Origin of the sequence: Candidatus Sulfuricurvum sp. RIFRC-1 (assembly GCF_000310245.1) — a bacterium.
GTDB lineage: Bacteria > Campylobacterota > Campylobacteria > Campylobacterales > Sulfurimonadaceae > Sulfuricurvum.
The window spans coordinates 1,417,457-1,434,088 of sequence record NC_020505.1 but is presented as its reverse complement, the minus strand read 5'-3'; the positions used below and the strand labels follow the sequence as shown (position 1 = coordinate 1,434,088).

Genomic DNA, 16,632 nt, shown 5'->3' with positions numbered 1-16,632 from the left:
CTTTTAAGGTAAAAACAATTTTTCAATTGCTGTTATGGACAATGGTTTATGAAAATAGAACCCTTGTACGGAATCGACTCCATTTGTTTGTAGAAACTCAAGTTCTTCATAGGTTTCTACCCCTTCTGCAAGGACTTCCATCCCAAGTCCTTTTGCCAGAGCGATAATGGTTTTGACAATGGTTTGGTTTTTGGGTTCTGAGGTGATATTGCGAATAAACGAGATATCGATTTTAAGTTTGTCGATGGGAAGATGTTTGAGATAGGAGAGGGAGGAATATCCGGTTCCGAAATCATCGATAGAGATGTAAAATCCTTTGGATTTCAGGATTTCCAGTAATACGATCATCTTTTCAGGATTTTCGAGGATTGAACTTTCGGTAATTTCGAGCTCTATGCAAGAGGGTGGACATTGCGTCTCATGGATAATGTTATCGAGGGTAGAGATAAAATCGGGGTGTGCGAGTTGTCGAGCTGAGACATTGATCGCAATAAGCCCGTTTAAAATACCTAATTTTTGCCATTGAAGTGCGGTTTTACACCCTTCAATCAAGACAAATTTGCCGATATCGAGGATGAATCCGCTCTCTTCGCAGATCGGGATAAAAGTAGAAGGGGGGATAAAACCTTCGGGAGTTTCCCAACGCAGCAGTGCTTCATAGCCGATAATCTTTTCAATATAAGGGTCCACTTGAGGTTGATAGAAAAGTTTTAGCTCCCCGTTTTCGAGAGCCTTTTTCAAATTACCGGTCATAGTGGTCCGCTGCAATGCATTTTCGATGAGGTCTGTGCTGTAGAAATAAAAGGTATTTTTTCCCATTTTTTTGGCTTTATACATTGCGGCATCGGCACATTGGAGCAAGTTTTCGGTTGTTATGGCATCTTTGGGAAAATGGGCGATTCCGATACTGGCCGAGGTGTATACATCGATATTATCGATATGAAAAGGGTGATTTAGCCCGTCAATTAGGTGTGTCAGTTGGGTTCGGAGTGAAGGGTCATTGTCATGACACGGGGTGATCACGAGAAACTCATCACCGCCGGTACGGGCGATATAGGTATTTGGAGGAAAAATACTTCGGAGTAGATGTGCTACTTCGATGAGAAGATTATCCCCAAAACGGTGTCCGTAAGAATCATTGATTTGTTGAAACTCGTCTAAATCCAAAAAGAGCAAAGCAAAGGGACTTTGATCCGTTTCTGCCATTTTGAGATTCAACGTTTCGATGAGACTGAGTTGGTTTGGTAAATTGGTCAAAGGATCGTGATGAGCGAGGCGATCAAATCTCTCTTTTGCGTCTAAAATAGTTTTTTGGTATCGGATCTGTTCGGCGATGTTTTTGGAATATTGAAGAAATTGTGTGTACAAAAATTGATAGGTAAGGAGATAAAGTAATATGGAAGTGATCAGAATAAAAAACCACCCTTTGTAGGTTTGCAGTAAGCTAAGCTGATGATGGTTGGTTGCAATCGCTTCGACCGCTGAATCGGAGAAATAGATCCAAAGAAATCCGAAAATAAGATAAAGAATAGAGACCCAGAAGGCACTTTTAATGCTTTGGTGATTATTGATCTCCATGGTTCTCTTTCAAAGATGCGGTATGGAAGATTATAACACAATAAAATAGCATGAATATTCTTTTTTTAACTATCGATAAAAGCTCATCTGGAACACTCTATGCAGAGGTAATAACAATCAACTCATAAGGATTAGACTATGGAACATCACGTTGTTATCGAAAAATTGTGCAGCTGTGCCAAAAAAGAGGGATTGGCTCAAATTACTACTTTTGAGGCGAAAGATACGGCCTTGGAAGCTGCGGAAACACAAATGGCATATATGAATGGACACTTTTGCGGCAAACATGAGTTTCAGCTGGTGGAAGTGAATGACAATTTTGTCATCGGTATGGTCGGTGGCGGCTGTGGATGCAAGTCCGATCACTAATAGGAGGAAATTATGGAACATCATGTAGTGGTTGAAAAACTGTGTAAATGTGCAATACGGAAAAAAATGCCTCAAATCAAAACATTGGATGATAAAGAAAATGCGATGAGAATCGCTCGTGCATGGGCGCAAGAGATGAATGAGAGCTTTTGCGGTCAACATTCATTCGGCGTTGTGGAAGTGGATGACAATTATGTCATCACGGTAGGAGAAGGGAGCTATTAGCCCTTTCTAGATACCGCGAGATTTTTTAATCATCTCATAGGCGGCGTTGATATCCTGCACTTTCTCTGTGGCTTCTTTGAGATATTCCTCCGAAGCCCCTTGAGATTTAATAATGTCAGGATGATATTCTCGAACCAGTGCGCGGTAGGCTTTTTTCACTTCATCATTCGTCGCTTCGGCGGTAACCCCTAAGAGTGCATAGGCTTGATCGATCGAACTCTCTTTGACACTGTTGCGGTGGTAGGAACCAAAACGCTCCATCATCGCTTTTAGATCCAGCTCACTAAACCCTAAATGGTACGCGATACGGTGAAGCATATCTTCTTCGCTCTGAGAGAGGGTTCCGTCGATGTAGGTGAGATTGACGAGAAACTCCACCATTTTTTGACGTTTGTGAACATCTTTTTCCAATGTTTTGTAGAGTGCCTGAGCTACGAGATCGAGATTGTGCGGAGCATTTTTCTCTTCATCAAAAATCTCTTTGAGCAGTTTTTTGGTTGCTTCGGGATCAGGGAATAGGGCGCTGATATCGGTGAACATATTGCTCACGAGTTCCGCTTCGAGCTCATCGACACGACCATCGGCTTTGGCGACTTTGGCGGAGAGGGCGACAAACAGTCCGAGTTCACTGTGTGCAAGGGCGTCTTTATTGAGCTTAAAACCTGCGAACTGATTGCGGGTATAGGTATGCTGGTTTTGGGAAAAACTGCGGGAAAGCCAGTAAAAAATGGCAACAACGACAATAAGGATGAGTATTTGGGTCATGAAAAATCCTGCAATAATTTAGATGTGGAAGTGTAGCTTTAAATCGATAATGAAAAATTTATAACAGCTTCTCTTTTTTGGATCGGGGCATTTTTTTAATAGCAATTTCTCGTTTTAGTGCTTCGCTTTTATTTTCATGTGCTTCATGGTAGACCAAGGTTACCGGACGGCGATAGCGGGTATATTTGGCTCCGCGATCCGAGGTATTGTGCTCCATTATCCTTTTTTCCAGATTGTTGGTGATTCCGGTATAGAGAGTGCTATCACTGCATCTGAGGATATAAACACTATACGCAAGGTCAGAAATCATAAGCATTCAAATTTATAAGGTAATTTTCAAGGCATCCAGTAATCTTTTTTTGGAGCCTTCAGGGTCATCGAAAAAACCGCTTTTGACATCTTCTTCGAGTACGGCAATATCATCAAAGAGTTCTGAATCGTCCTTATGTGGGAAGTAGCGGGAGACTTCTTCTCCCAGTGCTTCCATGTAACTCTCTTCCATCTCTTCCGCATCGAGCAGTCCGATACGGTTGCAGTGTTGTATCGTGGAGATCGCACGGAGGTAGTAAAGCATGTCGAGACGATTGTCATCGGATTCTTGGTGAATCAGCGTATTAAGCGTAGTCACTTCGTGTTTGTAGATTTCGGTCGATTCTTTGATTTGTTGTAATTTTGCCGGAGGGAAAGTCATGGGCATCTCTTTTGTATGGGGTTACTTTTTTATAAAAGCAATTGTACACATAATTAGTAACGCATAGGATTAAGAGAGACAAATTGATATATATCAATATCCATACGCTTATGAAACATTATAATCTCCTAAATTAAAAGGAGTTATGCGTATGTCTTTTCCTATTTTTTTTAACAATGTTCCCGTAATCACAATGGCTGATCCCCTCGCAGATATTCTGGGTGCCGCTTCAGGCGGGATCATGGAATATAGCTATGCCGATGCGGTTAAATTAGCGGGGCACTCCTGTCCCACGGTTGCAGGGGCCTATCGTATGCTGCAGCAAGGGCTTGCCCTTTTATACCCTGAAAGCGTCCCTGTTCGGGGAGAGATTCGCGTTACGATCAAAGGAAAGCTTGGCGATGGCGTTATCGGGGTAATCGCCAATGTTGCATCCATGATTACCGGAGCGACTGAATCGAGTGGATTTCATGGTTTGGGCGGACGATTTGATCGACGAAATCTCCTCTATTTTGATGAGGGATTAGAGGGCGATATGGTGTTGGAGCGGATCGATACCGATCGAAGTGTTTGCTTAAGTTACAATCCAAAGATCGTTTCAGCTCATCCGCAGATGCAAGAATGGCTTGGAATGATTTTGAGCGGAAAAGGTGATATGAAGACACGTGAAGCCTTTCAATCTGCATGGCAGGATCGGGTTAAACGGATTTTAATCGATCATCGCGATGATGGTGTTATCAAATTAAAAATGTTAGAAGAAGGGAGAATTATATGATTAAAATGGGGATGATACTGGGGGTTGCTCTTTCGCTATACGGGGCAGACGGGTATAGTGTCTATCAAAAAAACTGTATGCAATGTCACGTTGAAATGATGGAGAAAAAAGAGGTGATAAAAGTACTTCACACTCTCAAGGCTCCTCCTATGGTAGAAGTTTCCAATCGACTCAAAGAGAATATTATTATTGCCGATGAGGATGAGGATGTGAAGCGTCGTGTGACGATTGCATTTATCAAAGACTACATCGAAAATCCTAGTGTGCAATATAGTATGTGTCACCCGATGGCGATTGAAAAATTTGGAATTATGCCCTCCCTCAAAGGGAAGTTGAATGAGGATGAAAAACAAGCGGTTGCTGAATGGATTATCGATCGGTATGCAAAAGTCTCGTTTAAATAACCGCCTGTTCTAACGTTTTTTCCTCTATTCGCAGATCAGCATCCGTTCTTTGGAATGTGATTTCACCGCTGATCTGTGGAGACTTCATTTTGATCCCCTCCGGTACTTTCTGCGAGTGGAGCTGAACGGCGGTTTGTTTAAAATTCGGTTCTCCCGATTTAGGGCAAAATAGACTCGGAGTGAGGGTATTAATGAGCTGGGTGTTAAAATGAAACGGGACAAAGACATTTCCCTCCCGTACCGTCTGTGTCACCCGTACCACGATATTATCGACCCGTCCGCGCGGTGAGCTGATGGAGAGACGATCTCCGCTTTTGACCTCCAATTGTTCGGCATCGGCAGGATTAATATCGACCCACGCTTCGGGAGCCAAATCGTTGAGGATACCGATTTCTCGTGTTTTGGTACGGGTGTGCCACTGCTCGACGGTGCGGCCTGTATTGAGAATAACGGGGAACTGCTCGACTGTCGGCTCTTGGAGCGGTATCCATTCCAAGCTCAGGAGTTTGGCTTTGCCATCAAGGGTGCGAAAACCGATTTCAGGGGTATAAAGTCTCGGCGTACCGAGGGGGAATTGTTCGTTACACGGCCACTGTATTCCTCCGCTACGTTCCATCATTTCATAGCTCATACCCGAATAGTCGCACAGCTGTCCCTGCGTGACCCGTTTCCACTCCTCGAACGCATCGGCCGGTGTTTCCCAGTTGGGATAGATTAACTCTTTGACCCCCTCGAAATAACCGCTGAACTCAAGAAAAATATCAAAATCGCTTTTGGCTTCGCCCGGAGGGTTGATCGCCTTGTTCGCGCGGTTACAGCGGCGCTCGGAGTTGGTGTAGGTTCCCTCTTTCTCTCCCCATGTTGCGGCAGAGAAGACGACATCGGCAAGTTCTGCCGTATCGGACATAAACGCATCCTGTACGACGAGGAGATCAAGTTTGGCAAGGGCGGCACGTAAGCGTCTCTGATCGACGAAACTGACCAGCGGATTAGTCGCAACAACCCACAGCGCTTTGATCTCACCACGCTCGATTGCTCCGATGATCTCACCGTATTTGTAGCCCCGTGAGGTCGGGATCAGCTCAAGCGGTACATGGACGATATCAGCGTACTCTTGTGCCGCTTTTTCATCACCGTAGTTACGGTATCCCGGAAGGGAAGAGGTAAAACCGCTCTCACGCGTTCCCATGGCGTTGCATTGCCCCGTGATCGAAAAGGGGGAGGCTCCCGGACGTCCGATCTGCCCCGTGAGGAGGTGGAGGTTGATGATAGCGCTGACGGTATCGGTTCCCATGTAGGATTGATTGACTCCCATTGTCCATGCGGTAAGTGCCGCCGGTGCTCCGGCGATGAGACGGGCGAGTTCATAGAGGGTTTTGACATCGACTCCCGTGATATTGGCAACTTCCTGCGGAGGGTAGTTTTGGAGATGGCGGCGCAAATCGCCTAACCCCGTGACGTTGGCTTTGAGGTATTCGCTGTTTTCCCACCCCTGTTCCAAAACGATGTAGGCCAGGCCGTTGAAAAGGGCGAGATCGGTACGAGGTTTGAGGGGGACGAAAATATCGGCCATCTGCGCCGTTTTTGAGGCTCGCGGATCGATCACGATGATTTTGGGCTTTTTGGTGTTTTTGGCGATATGGAGTTTGAGGATCGGATGGTTGTCGGCGATGTTCGCCCCCACGAGTACGATCACGTCGGCACACTCAAAATCTTCATACGATCCGGTAGGACCGTCGGAGCCGAGGGATTGTTTGTATCCTGCCACCGCCGAAGCCATGCAGAGGGTTGTATTTCCGTCGTAATTGTTGGTACGAAGCCCCAGCTGAACCAGTTTGCCGAGGGTATAGAACTCTTCGGTCAAAAGCTGTCCGGTCGAGAGGACGCCGATGGCGCGCGAACCGTATTTTTCGCTGATGGATTTGAATGTCTCGGAAACTTTGGTAAACGCTTCGTCCCACGATGCTTTTTCCAGTGTCTCCCCCTTGCGAATGAGCGGGGAGAGGAGGCGGTTGGAGGAGGTGAGCATCTCGTGTTCGCTTAGACCTTTTGGGCAGAGGGTTCCCATGTTGACACTATGACAGGCGTTGCCTTTGGTATAAACGGCTTTTCCATCCTTGACCCCGATGTAGAGACCGCACCCCACGCCGCAGTAGCCGCAGGTGGAGAAGACCCATTTATCCGGTTTTTTCGCATCTGCTATGCGTCCGAACATCGGATCATCACTCAGAGCGTATTTGGAGGCTTTGATATCCAGACCGAGGAAGTTTTTGAGTGAATTTAGCATCGTAAAGCCTTTCGTTTTATCTATTCTGTTCGTGGTGAGCTTGTCGAACCATGAATGCACCCTTCGACAGGCTCAGGGCGAACGGGTTAATGTCGTTGTGTGCCAACGAAGAAACCGCCGGCCATAGAGAGGGGAACCGTTGTTGTATAAAATAAAAATCGATCCATAAGCTCACTAAGCACTAAAAGGATAAGCGCGATTCCCAAAGTGAGTATGGATGCGAGGTTCACCCCTGACGCGATAAACAAAGTGGTAAGCAGTGGCAGTGCAAAGGCACCCACGGCAAACATACCCCATCGGAGCGTATGGAATGTTAAGAAATATTCGCGGTACAACCGGAGCGTTTTTTGTAACTGCGGTATCGATGAACTTTTGAGTTCATTGTAGGCATCAAATGTAAAAAATCCGTGCATGAGTGCCAGTAACATTGCCGCACTGAGCAACGGTGTTGCCGAATCGTTTTGTCCGAAAATGAGGAGGGCAAGGGCGACTAAAAAAAGTCCGCTATAGGCAGTGGTAAAGAACTTTCGGTTGGTGCTTACTCTATCCCATGAAGGGCGGGCAGGTATACGATAAATCATCGCTTGGGCATAGATACCGTAAAGTCCGACCATCAGTGTCATCGCTTCAAAAACAAGGCGTATCGCCGTCGTAATCTCAAAATAATAGAGAGCGACATTGAGACTCATCAGTGTTGCAAATGCACCTAATGCGGCGGCTTCTCGGCTGAGCCAGCTGGTGCGGAGATTTTTCATCGCGCTGAGTGCCTTAAGTGGACGCCCAAGATGCAGAGCTGAGAGGGGGAGTCCTAGTGCGGCAGGAGCAAGGGTGAGGAGGGCAAGTATCCAGTTGGGCTCAAAAAATCCGAACAGGGAAAGAATATCTCCGACGAACAATGCGCCGAAAGCCCCCAACGACATTTGAGTGAGAACCGTCATAAACACGAGCGGAATCTCGGAATGAGCAGGGTGCAGATGATGTTCATCGGCTTTACTCATCGTTTCGGGGAGATCGTTTGGGAGGGTAAAGCGGGTCGTGGAATGGGTGAGGCGCGCGTTTGCCAGATGAGGCATATTGCCCTGCGTGTCGATAGCACTCTCTTTCCATTCGCTGACATTGACGGTTTCGATTTCGATGGCACCGGAGGGGCACGCTTGGACACAGGCGGGGCTTTGGCCGATGGCGAGACGTTCGTGACACATATGGCATTTGGTAACGATATGGCGCTCTTCGTGGTAGGTCGGGACACCGTAGGGGCAGTTCCAGGTACAGTATTGGCATCCGATACAGCTGGGATCATCGTGAAAGACGATACCGTTATCGAATTTGATGTAGCTGTTGGTGGGACAGCCGATGAGACAGGCGGGATCAATGCAGTGGTTACAGCTCATGGAGTTAAAGAGCAAGAGGGTGTCTGGGAAGCTTCCCCCCTCCATCTCGCCCACGCGACGCCATTTGATGTCGCTAGGGTTATTGTTTTGCTCATTGCACGCCACTTCACAGCAGCGGCATCCGATGCATTTGGTGGCATCGAAATGGAAACGGTACTGTTCCCCCACACCCAGAGGCGGAACATCGATACTGTAGTTTCCACATTGCATTCCGGTAGCGGCTTTATACCCGATAAAGCTCTCCAGTGGTGTTGATTCCATTATAGGCTCGATTCCAGTGTCGTAAGATCATTCGTGATTTCGGTAAAAACTTGATACCGATTCAAAGGATTGGGATGGATCATTTTCTCAATAATTGCCTTAAAAGGCAGATAGTGTTTATCCAATACTTTTAAATCAAAAGCAAACGGTTTTTTCCCTTCTAAAAATGGGTCTTCGACATCATAGGCTTTTGTTCCTGTGATCGACTGAACGAGGGACAAACCGAAGAGATAGATTTCATCACTCTCTTTGTGGCTTCCACCGTGGGTTTTGAGATTAAAATGGAGCGTGGATTCGAGTGATTGAAGATTCATAAATCGGTTCCATCGCATTAAAAAACCGATAGCATAGTTGCTATAACGGATGTGAAGACGCTGAATAAAATGTTCTAAACTCTCTTTAGCAACTCGTAGATCACGGTATTGCCGCATCAATTCGGCCACAAATTCACGAGCCTCTTCGAGGACGATCCCCTTCAGCAATAGATGAGCCTCTTCCCCCTCACCGCTCAAACTTCCGCCGATGAAAATATCGACTCCGAGTACTGTTTTACCGTTGCGCGGTACTTTACATCCGACAAAGCCCAAATCTCCGGCACCGTGCACTCCGCACCCTTTGATACATGCCGACCAGTAAAGGCGTACTTTTGCATCCTCTAAAGGGACTTCACGACTTAAATACTCACCCATATCAATCGCATCGGGTTTACCGGGTATGACGCCGAAAGGACAATGCTCGCTCCCTGCACAGGCGATGAGGTTCGCCATGTACGGTGAGGGGCGGTTAGGATATTTGACAAAGAGCGGTGACTGAAGTGCCGCTATTTCATCGCGAATTCCGGTGACAATAAGATTTTGCTCGATCGTAAGACGGAGTGCTCCCCCTTGTGACTGGGCAATATGGGCTGCATGGAAGAGATCGGTGCCGCTAAAAACACCGGATGGGACAGCGGCATAGAGGGCGAATGAGCCATCATTCAGAGCGATTTTTCCGTAATGATCTCCCCCTTCCAGCTGGGCAAGACTTATCCCCGCTTTAGGCATCGCATGCCCTAACTGCTCTTCAATCGCAGCTCTAAATTCACTCATTCCGACGGCTTCGATCAGAAACTTCAAACGGTTTTTATTACGGTTATCGCGGAATCCATAGGTTTTAAAGAGGGTTGCCACCGCTTCAAAGACACGTACCGCTTCGGAAGGGGCAACGAACATATCGGCATCGTGTGCCAAACTTCCCACACGACCGCCCAGATAGAGGTTAAATCCGTATTCCCCCTCTTTTTCTGCAAGGGAGAGTGCAAAATCCTGACCGAAAATATTACATCGATTGCTGAGTGAACCGTTGACTCCGATATTGAATTTACGGGGCAGGGTAGTGATCCAGTCGGGATTTTTCAAAAAGACGGATTGAATCTGCTCCATGATCGCTTTAGTGGAGATGATATTATCCATTGCCAGCCCATCGAGCGGATCGATGAGGATATTTCGGAAGTTATCCACTCCGGTTTGATAGCTTGTGAGTCCGACATCTTCTAAAAGTTTCAACGCTTCCGGGAGATCTTCGATGCGCAGATAACGCAGCTCGATTTGCTGACGGGTGGTGATATCGATGTAGTCTTGACCGAACGATTTTGCCACATACGCAACGACGAGTGCTTGTTCAACGCTGAGTCCGCCTCCGGCAATCCGTACCCGTATCATAAACCGTTCAGGTGTAGCGGGACGATCGAAAATACCGAAACTTTTGAGGACAAAATCTTTGTCATCGTCACTGATCGACGCGTATCCGGTTTTGGAATAACCGATCAGTCGTTCCCACGCTTCGGTTGCACTAAAAGCATCTTTGATCGATTCGGTTTTGTGCCGTTTGGCACTGCGCTCGGCATTAGCTTGAGAGAGCGATGTCATTACATTCCTCCTTGATTTCATAACGGTAGGTTGGGAGAACCTGTGCTAAATTGACAACATTGCCGAACACCAAAATAGCCGGTTTCGGTGCTCCTTTGGCGGCAGTAATCAGCTCGCCGAGCGTAGTGATAACAGAGCTTTGAATCGCCGTTGTGGCATTAGAGATGATAGCAACAGGCAATGAAGCATCAATCCCTTTATCCAAGGCCTCTTTCACAATCTGACGTGTACGGCTTAACCCCATGAGTACAACCGTGGTGTGATCTTCGACACTTAACATAGGTATCCATGAAAGATTTACACGATCCCCTGAGAGATGGGCAGAAACCACGGAAACCCCTGTGCTGACACCGCGCGCAGTGGGGGCAATTCCAGCGGAGAGCGGGCCGGAAAAGGCAGATGAAATTCCCGGGATGACTTCGGTCTCAATATTGTTTTGAGAAGCGTAAATCGCTTCTTCCGTACCACGACCAAAGATGTAGGGATCACCGCATTTTAGGCGTCCTACCGTGAATCCTTGCAGAGCATATTCACTAATCATTGCATTGATCTGATCCTGAGGAAAACTGTGCTTCCCTTTCTCTTTTCCCACAAACACTACTTTGGCTCGTGAAGGGATCAGTGCAATGATTTCATCGGTGAGAAGATGATCAATAAGTGCAATATCAAGTTTCTCAATCGTTTTAAGTGCTTTAAGGGTTAGTAGATCGGCATCGCCGGGTCCACACCCGATTAAATATAATTTTCCGTTCATAGGATATTCCTTATTAGGACTTTTTTGTCTTTAAAATAATAGTGTAAAATGTCAATAAGAAAAACAAATTTTTGTTTATTTTTTAATCAGTTTGTTGAGAAGGATTTTAAATGGCACTTTTCCCTATGTTTGTCGATTTAAAAGGTCAAGATTGCTTGGTCATTGGAGCAGGGGAAGTGGCTTTGCGAAAAATTGAGCAATTGGTAAAATTCTCACCAACCTTGAGTGTCATTGCCCCCGATATCCATGAAGAGATTCGCTCTCTTGCTCTTCAATACCCAATTATACTCCTAGAAAGAGAATATGAATCCAGCGATTTAGAGGGGCGTTTTTTGGTCATCGGTGCATTGGATGATATGGATGAGCAAGAAAAGATCTTTCATACCTGTATGTCGACTAAAACACCCGTTAATTGTGTCGATTCTCCGGCATTGTGCAGCTTCATCTTCCCTGCACTGATCGTTGAAGGGGATTTATCTATTGGGATCAATACGGCTGGGAGGGCTCCTGCGGTCAGTTCAGCGTTACGTAAATTTTTAACGTCGGTTATTCCTGATGGGATTCATAATCTGATCGATCAAGTTCATGCGATTCGTCAAAGCGAGCCGGTAGGCAAGGCTCGTCAAGAGAAGATTATTGGGATTTGTCGAACATTTTTTGAAAGCTTTATCACACCCAAGCAGTAGAGAACGAAGTGGGCGAAACATAAGGAGGAGATCGTAATCCTCTACTGCTTGAATCTGATCACCCGCGAGGGGTGAATGGAAAAAAAGATCGCTTAGAATTTCAAAGAGGCGATAAGACGGAAGAGCGCATTGTCGAGAGTTTTCACACCCGAAGCATTTTCTCTATCAAATTCCGTATAGATCGCGGTGAGATCGATGGGACCTGCTTTGGTACTGGCAACAACATCCCAAGCGGAATAGTCATTATCCTGAAGACTTGCACCGGCAACCGCTGCTGCAGTCCCGCCATTATTTCCGGTTTCCGCTTCACCGTAACTCGCAGCGAGAGTGACACCCGGAACCATTTTAGTCGATGCACCGATTTTCCATGCATCGGTATCGGGTGCAGCAACGATTTCACCGTCGAAGTAAACACTTGCAAGTCCGGTATACATCATCGTTTTATCCCCCGTTGCCACGTTTGAAAATCCAAGAGTACCATCATTCACCGATGAGAATGCTCCATACACATTGACTCCTGCACCGTCCCCAGCCGCTTTAAGCGCATACATCTCCGTACTGCGATCGGTAGTACCGCCGCCCAATGCAGAGTCCGGATTCATCCCGGCAAACTGTGCACCGAGAGTTACCATACCAAGAACCTTTGCATCGGCTTGCAACCAATACGCATCGGCGATTTGACCTACATTGTAATACCATGCCTGTACAGTTGTATTCGGGATGGATTTGTTAATGGCCGCTACGGCATACGCACCATCCGCTCCAAACGTACTAAATTCACCGTTATACGCGATAGTGGTTCCGCGACCGGTTGTCGGTTTCAATAATCCCACACCGTTATGCTTGCCGACCCATGCACCAACTAACGTCGTATCAGGAAGATCGTTGTTCAGCAATACTGCCGCTTCAAACGTATTTTCGGTAATGTTCCAGTTTTCGGTAAATGCCAATGGAGTAGAAAGCGCTTGGCGACCGATTTTAGCGGTCGTTTTACCTACGCTATAGGCCAAATAGAGCTCTTCTACCCATGACTGGTCATCAAGCTTAGCTGTTCCTACACTGTTGCCCTGCGCATCAAATTTAGTGGTAGAGACATCCCCGACGAGATTATTTTCCAAACCGAGTGTTGTAAGAGCTGAAGCTTTTACCCCTGCACTGAGATTTTGAAGCAAATCAGCGGTAGCTCCGACACTCAGTTTTACATTGGCCATAGAATTTACATCGTGATCAAAAAAATCAAGACCGTTGGTTGATTGACCGACCCCTTCTGTTTCAAACGTTTGATACCAAACTTTCGCCTCTCCGTTCACTTTTACGTTATCGATCGCGTATACGCTTGTTCCTAATGCCATTACAGCCACTAAACTTAGTTTCGTCAGTTTCATTATGCTTTCCTTATGATGTTTTGTTTGTCCCCCAAACGGGGGTAAAAAAGAGCTATTCGTCTTCTTTGGCGAATTTAGAATAGAGAAATTCGATGATCGCTTCGCGGCATCGGAGATACTCAGGGTTTTGTTGCAATTCCAAACGATTACGGGGACGTGGAAGGTTCACCTCCAGTATCTCTCCGATGGTCGCCTCAGGACCGTTGGTCATCATGATGACTCGGTCACTGAGAAGGACTGCTTCATCGACATCATGGGTGATGATGATGACGGTGTTGCCTGTTTGCATTTGGATCCGCATCAAATGATCTTGGAGATTGGCACGGGTCAGCGAATCGAGCGCACCGAAGGGCTCATCCATCAGCAAGACTTTCGGCTGGATGGAGAGGGCACGGGCGATACCGACACGCTGTTTCATCCCTCCGCTGATCTCACCGGGATATTTGTCTTTGGCATGATCAAGATTGACCATACTGATGTATTTCATCACATGATCGCGGATTTCGCTGTTACTGAGATCTTCACCGAGAACTTTGCGTACCGCCATTTCGATGTTTTGGTAGACACTCAGCCACGGTAAGAGCGAATGGTTTTGAAACACCACCGCACGTTCGGGTCCGGGAGCGAGGATATGTTTGTCTTCGAGCAAAATTGTCCCGTTACTGATCGTATCCAATCCGGCAATGAGGTTCAGAATCGTCGATTTCCCGCATCCGGAGTGACCGATGATCGAGACGATTTCATTCTCTTGTATATCCAGTTGGATATCTCGAAGGGCAACATACTCTTTGCCTCCCCCTAAAGGGAAGATTTTATCGACATGATCGATTTTTAAAAAAGGTTTTGCGCTCATTTGAGTCCTCGCTTACGATAATCAAAGAAATCGGCGATAATCCCCATCAGAGCATCGAGAATATACCCGATAATCCCGATAAGGATGATTCCGATAATAATATGGGAGTAGTTGAGATTGTTGTACTCATCCCAAATCCAAAAGCCGATCCCGACACCGCCTGTGAGCATCTCTGCTGCGACGATAACCAGCCATGCGATCCCTAATGATAGACGCATACCCGTAAAAATAAACGGTACGGCAACGGGGAGGATAATTTGAAATACTTTCTCAAACGGACTCAACTGAAGTACACGTGCAACGTTTAGATAATCCTCGCTGACACTTCGAACTCCCAGTGCCGTATTAATAATAATCGGCCAGATAGAAGTAACGAAAATGACGAAGATAGCCGTCGTATTGACCTCTTTAAACACGAACAATGCGAGTGGAAGCCACGCAAGGGGTGAAACGGGTTTGAGTATTTGGATATACGGGTTGAACGCCGTATAAGCACTTTTAGACATCCCGATCAATAACCCCACCGGAACACCCACGGCGATAGCAAGGGCAAATCCTCCGAATACGCGGGCAAGAGAATTACCCAGTTGAAGTGCGATCCCCTGATCTCCCGCACCGTTGTTGTAGAACGGATCGGAGAGGACGACGAGAAGTTCACTCCATACTTCGCCCGGAGGAGGAAATCCCGGTATCTGAGCTGCAATGGCCGACCAAATCGCGATGACTACTCCAAAGAGCAGCAGCGGCAAAAGGACGGCATTGATATATTTTGAAACCATTGGGTCTCCTTGTAAATTTTTATTGTCATGCTAAACTTGATTCAGCATCTCTAAGATTAGATCCCGAATCAAGTTCGGGATGACAGAGCCGTATTACTTCACACTCCACTTATTCACTTTCATAAGTGCTTCTTTGGTGATTTTCGGCGATTTGATCGGTGCGTTATAGATATAATCTACTGATTTATTCGGATCAAACGTTACACCGTCGATGAATTTTTTCTCCACTTTCCATCCAGATGATGGGAGAGCGTAATTGACCTCTTTAGCCGCTTTAGCAAACAGATCGGGGCGATAGACGCTCTCAACGGTTTTTTTCATGTCGATTGCATGATCGAGTTGTCCCCAGCGGATCATTTGGGTGACCTGCCATAGGCCATGACTGTAATACGGATAAAGAGCCTGTTTTTTACCGAATACGTTGAAGTTCGGCATCGGTGTATTGACACCGTTAGTGAACATATAGGTTCCGGTCATCGAGTTATCGATAACATCTTTCGGGGCATTGACATACGATTTACTAGAGAGAATCGCAGAAGCTTCTTTACGGTTTTCCCACGACGCATCAAGCCACATTCCCGCTTCGATCACCGCTTTGATCATCGCTTTGGTCGTTTCGGGATTTTGATCGGCAAACGCTTTTTGGACTCCGAGGACTTTCTCCGGTCCATCTTGCCAGAGTTGATATCCGGTCACGACGGTTTTACCGATATTTCCCATAACGGCACGTTGATTCCACGGTTCACCCACACAGTAGCCGTCGATATTTCCGGCGGTCATGTTGGCAACCATTTGGGGTGGCGGAACGACTTTGAGAGCGACATCGGTATCGGGATTTACACCCCCCGCTGCCATCCAGTATCGAACATGGTAGTTATGGGTTCCGGTAGGAAATGTCATCCCGAATTCCGGAACTCCCATCGTTTTGGAAGCGATTACTTTTTTGAGAGCACTCGCTGAGCCTTTTTTGGTAGCGACCGGATCAGCGGCCATCATTGCATCATACATTTTATTCGAGACGGTGATAGCATCGCCGTTTTGACCCAGTGCCATGAGGGCAACCATATCTTTTTTCGCACTTCCGACACCGAGTGTTGTCGCGATCGGCATTGCCGCGAGCATATGAGACGCATCGAGTTCACCGACGGTCATTTTGTCACGGACATTCGCCCATGAAGCCTCTTTGCTTAGCTCAACATTGAGACCGTGTTTGGCAAAGAACCCTTTTTCTTTTGCGATAACCAGTGCCGCACAATCGGTTAATGGGATGAATCCGATTTTGAGATCTTTTTTCTCTGGAGCTGCCATCGCCACCGAAGCGGCTAATGAGAGCATTAGAGCACCTTTTGCAAATACATTCAAGCTTTTCATGTGAACTCCTTATTAAAGACTATTTTGTCTGATATAATTGTAGGGGAAAAAGTTCAAGTATGTATACAGTTTTATGATTAAAAAATAATCAACGTACTGTATATTTATGTAAAAATTAAAACATTTCTATGGATATCATCCGAAATCAATA

Annotated in this window: 17 protein-coding genes; 5 read left to right on the top strand and 12 right to left on the bottom strand. The window is 46.4% G+C overall.

Going from position 1 to position 16,632, the window contains the following annotated elements; all coding sequences use genetic code 11:
• Positions 1-3: 3 nt before the first annotated feature.
• Positions 4-1,578 carry an EAL domain-containing protein gene (locus tag B649_RS07245; RefSeq protein WP_015653867.1) on the bottom strand — a complete coding sequence of 525 codons (1,575 nt, stop codon included), beginning with the start codon at positions 1,576-1,578 and terminating at the stop codon, positions 4-6.
• Positions 1,579-1,716: 138 nt separating this feature from the next.
• Here B649_RS07245 and B649_RS07240 point away from each other — a divergent pair, with 138 nt between their 5' ends.
• Positions 1,717-1,947 carry a hypothetical protein gene (locus B649_RS07240; RefSeq protein WP_015653866.1) on the top strand — a complete coding sequence of 77 codons (231 nt, stop codon included), beginning with the start codon at positions 1,717-1,719 and terminating at the stop codon, positions 1,945-1,947.
• Between the two features lie 12 nt (positions 1,948-1,959).
• Positions 1,960-2,172, top strand: coding sequence for a hypothetical protein (locus B649_RS07235; RefSeq protein WP_015653865.1), 213 nt, complete (start codon positions 1,960-1,962; stop codon positions 2,170-2,172).
• A 6-nt stretch (positions 2,173-2,178) separates the two neighbouring features.
• Here B649_RS07235 and B649_RS07230 read toward each other — a convergent pair whose 3' ends face one another.
• Genes B649_RS07230 through B649_RS07220 form a run of 3 tightly spaced genes read right to left on the bottom strand, consistent with a single transcriptional unit; the run spans position 2,179 to position 3,628 of the window.
• Positions 2,179-2,937, bottom strand: coding sequence for a TerB family tellurite resistance protein (locus B649_RS07230; protein WP_015653864.1), 759 nt, complete (start codon positions 2,935-2,937; stop codon positions 2,179-2,181).
• 58 nt (positions 2,938-2,995) lie between these two features.
• Complete coding sequence (locus B649_RS07225; protein WP_291750837.1) at positions 2,996-3,253, bottom strand: GIY-YIG nuclease family protein; 258 nt, start codon at positions 3,251-3,253, stop codon at positions 2,996-2,998.
• Positions 3,254-3,259: 6 nt separating this feature from the next.
• A complete protein-coding gene (locus B649_RS07220; protein WP_015653862.1) occupies positions 3,260-3,628 on the bottom strand; it encodes a hypothetical protein in 369 nt (122 codons plus the stop codon).
• Between the two features lie 151 nt (positions 3,629-3,779).
• Here B649_RS07220 and B649_RS07215 point away from each other — a divergent pair, with 151 nt between their 5' ends.
• Both B649_RS07215 and B649_RS12250 read left to right on the top strand, forming a co-directional pair.
• Positions 3,780-4,403 carry a hypothetical protein gene (locus B649_RS07215; RefSeq protein WP_015653861.1) on the top strand — a complete coding sequence of 208 codons (624 nt, stop codon included), beginning with the start codon at positions 3,780-3,782 and terminating at the stop codon, positions 4,401-4,403.
• The gene (locus B649_RS12250; protein WP_015653860.1) at positions 4,400-4,807 is read left to right on the top strand and encodes a c-type cytochrome; all 408 of its coding nucleotides are present in this window, start codon (positions 4,400-4,402) and stop codon (positions 4,805-4,807) included. Before B649_RS07215 ends, B649_RS12250 begins: the two co-directional genes overlap by 4 nt.
• Here B649_RS12250 and B649_RS07205 read toward each other — a convergent pair.
• From B649_RS07205 to cobA, 4 genes are all read right to left on the bottom strand, one after another.
• Positions 4,800-7,094, bottom strand: coding sequence for a nitrate reductase (locus B649_RS07205; RefSeq protein WP_015653859.1), 2,295 nt, complete (start codon positions 7,092-7,094; stop codon positions 4,800-4,802). The genes B649_RS12250 and B649_RS07205 overlap by 8 nt on opposite strands.
• An 86-nt stretch (positions 7,095-7,180) precedes the next feature.
• Entirely contained in the window at positions 7,181-8,746 is a 1,566-nt protein-coding gene (locus B649_RS07200) for a DmsC/YnfH family molybdoenzyme membrane anchor subunit (RefSeq protein WP_015653858.1), read from the bottom strand.
• Entirely contained in the window at positions 8,746-10,653 is a 1,908-nt protein-coding gene (locus B649_RS07195) for a hypothetical protein (protein ID WP_015653857.1), read from the bottom strand. Before B649_RS07195 ends, B649_RS07200 begins: the two co-directional genes overlap by 1 nt.
• The gene (cobA, locus tag B649_RS07190) at positions 10,631-11,407 is read right to left on the bottom strand and encodes a uroporphyrinogen-III C-methyltransferase (protein ID WP_015653856.1); all 777 of its coding nucleotides are present in this window, start codon (positions 11,405-11,407) and stop codon (positions 10,631-10,633) included. Before cobA ends, B649_RS07195 begins: the two co-directional genes overlap by 23 nt.
• A 110-nt stretch (positions 11,408-11,517) precedes the next feature.
• On the opposite strand from cobA, the gene B649_RS07185 reads away from it, so the two are divergent.
• On the top strand, positions 11,518-12,093 hold the full coding sequence (locus B649_RS07185; protein WP_015653855.1) for a bifunctional precorrin-2 dehydrogenase/sirohydrochlorin ferrochelatase: 576 nt from the start codon (positions 11,518-11,520) through the stop codon (positions 12,091-12,093).
• Between the two features lie 92 nt (positions 12,094-12,185).
• Here the strand turns inward: B649_RS07185 and B649_RS07180 are convergent, their stop codons facing one another.
• The 4 genes from B649_RS07180 to B649_RS07165 form a co-directional block, all read right to left on the bottom strand.
• Positions 12,186-13,478 carry a hypothetical protein gene (locus B649_RS07180; RefSeq protein WP_015653854.1) on the bottom strand — a complete coding sequence of 431 codons (1,293 nt, stop codon included), beginning with the start codon at positions 13,476-13,478 and terminating at the stop codon, positions 12,186-12,188.
• A 52-nt stretch (positions 13,479-13,530) separates the two neighbouring features.
• Positions 13,531-14,331, bottom strand: coding sequence for an ABC transporter ATP-binding protein (locus B649_RS07175; protein WP_015653853.1), 801 nt, complete (start codon positions 14,329-14,331; stop codon positions 13,531-13,533).
• Positions 14,328-15,110, bottom strand: a complete 783-nt coding sequence (gene ntrB, locus B649_RS07170) for a nitrate ABC transporter permease (RefSeq protein WP_015653852.1) — start codon at positions 15,108-15,110, stop codon at positions 14,328-14,330. Before ntrB ends, B649_RS07175 begins: the two co-directional genes overlap by 4 nt.
• A 93-nt stretch (positions 15,111-15,203) precedes the next feature.
• A complete protein-coding gene (locus tag B649_RS07165; protein WP_015653851.1) occupies positions 15,204-16,481 on the bottom strand; it encodes a CmpA/NrtA family ABC transporter substrate-binding protein in 1,278 nt (425 codons plus the stop codon).
• Positions 16,482-16,632: the final 151 nt, after the last annotated feature.

What these genes read in the sequence shown, in the direction of transcription:
- B649_RS07215 (WP_015653861.1), top strand. Translation starts at nt 3,780, where the DNA reads ATGTCTTTTCCTATTTTTTTTAACAATGTTCCCGTAATCACAATGGCT.
- B649_RS07225 (WP_291750837.1), bottom strand. Translation starts at nt 3,253, where the DNA reads ATGCTTATGATTTCTGACCTTGCGTATAGTGTTTATATCCTCAGATGC.
- B649_RS07235 (WP_015653865.1), top strand. Translation starts at nt 1,960, where the DNA reads ATGGAACATCATGTAGTGGTTGAAAAACTGTGTAAATGTGCAATACGG.
- cobA (WP_015653856.1), bottom strand. Translation starts at nt 11,407, where the DNA reads ATGAACGGAAAATTATATTTAATCGGGTGTGGACCCGGCGATGCCGAT.
- B649_RS07240 (WP_015653866.1), top strand. Translation starts at nt 1,717, where the DNA reads ATGGAACATCACGTTGTTATCGAAAAATTGTGCAGCTGTGCCAAAAAA.
- B649_RS07220 (WP_015653862.1), bottom strand. Translation starts at nt 3,628, where the DNA reads ATGACTTTCCCTCCGGCAAAATTACAACAAATCAAAGAATCGACCGAA.
- B649_RS07245 (WP_015653867.1), bottom strand. Translation starts at nt 1,578, where the DNA reads ATGGAGATCAATAATCACCAAAGCATTAAAAGTGCCTTCTGGGTCTCT.
- B649_RS07230 (WP_015653864.1), bottom strand. Translation starts at nt 2,937, where the DNA reads ATGACCCAAATACTCATCCTTATTGTCGTTGTTGCCATTTTTTACTGG.
- B649_RS07180 (WP_015653854.1), bottom strand. Translation starts at nt 13,478, where the DNA reads ATGAAACTGACGAAACTAAGTTTAGTGGCTGTAATGGCATTAGGAACA.
- B649_RS07185 (WP_015653855.1), top strand. Translation starts at nt 11,518, where the DNA reads ATGGCACTTTTCCCTATGTTTGTCGATTTAAAAGGTCAAGATTGCTTG.
- B649_RS07175 (WP_015653853.1), bottom strand. Translation starts at nt 14,331, where the DNA reads ATGAGCGCAAAACCTTTTTTAAAAATCGATCATGTCGATAAAATCTTC.
- B649_RS07195 (WP_015653857.1), bottom strand. Translation starts at nt 10,653, where the DNA reads ATGACATCGCTCTCTCAAGCTAATGCCGAGCGCAGTGCCAAACGGCAC.
- B649_RS12250 (WP_015653860.1), top strand. Translation starts at nt 4,400, where the DNA reads ATGATTAAAATGGGGATGATACTGGGGGTTGCTCTTTCGCTATACGGG.
- B649_RS07165 (WP_015653851.1), bottom strand. Translation starts at nt 16,481, where the DNA reads ATGAAAAGCTTGAATGTATTTGCAAAAGGTGCTCTAATGCTCTCATTA.
- ntrB (WP_015653852.1), bottom strand. Translation starts at nt 15,110, where the DNA reads ATGGTTTCAAAATATATCAATGCCGTCCTTTTGCCGCTGCTGCTCTTT.
- B649_RS07200 (WP_015653858.1), bottom strand. Translation starts at nt 8,746, where the DNA reads ATGGAATCAACACCACTGGAGAGCTTTATCGGGTATAAAGCCGCTACC.
- B649_RS07205 (WP_015653859.1), bottom strand. Translation starts at nt 7,094, where the DNA reads ATGCTAAATTCACTCAAAAACTTCCTCGGTCTGGATATCAAAGCCTCC.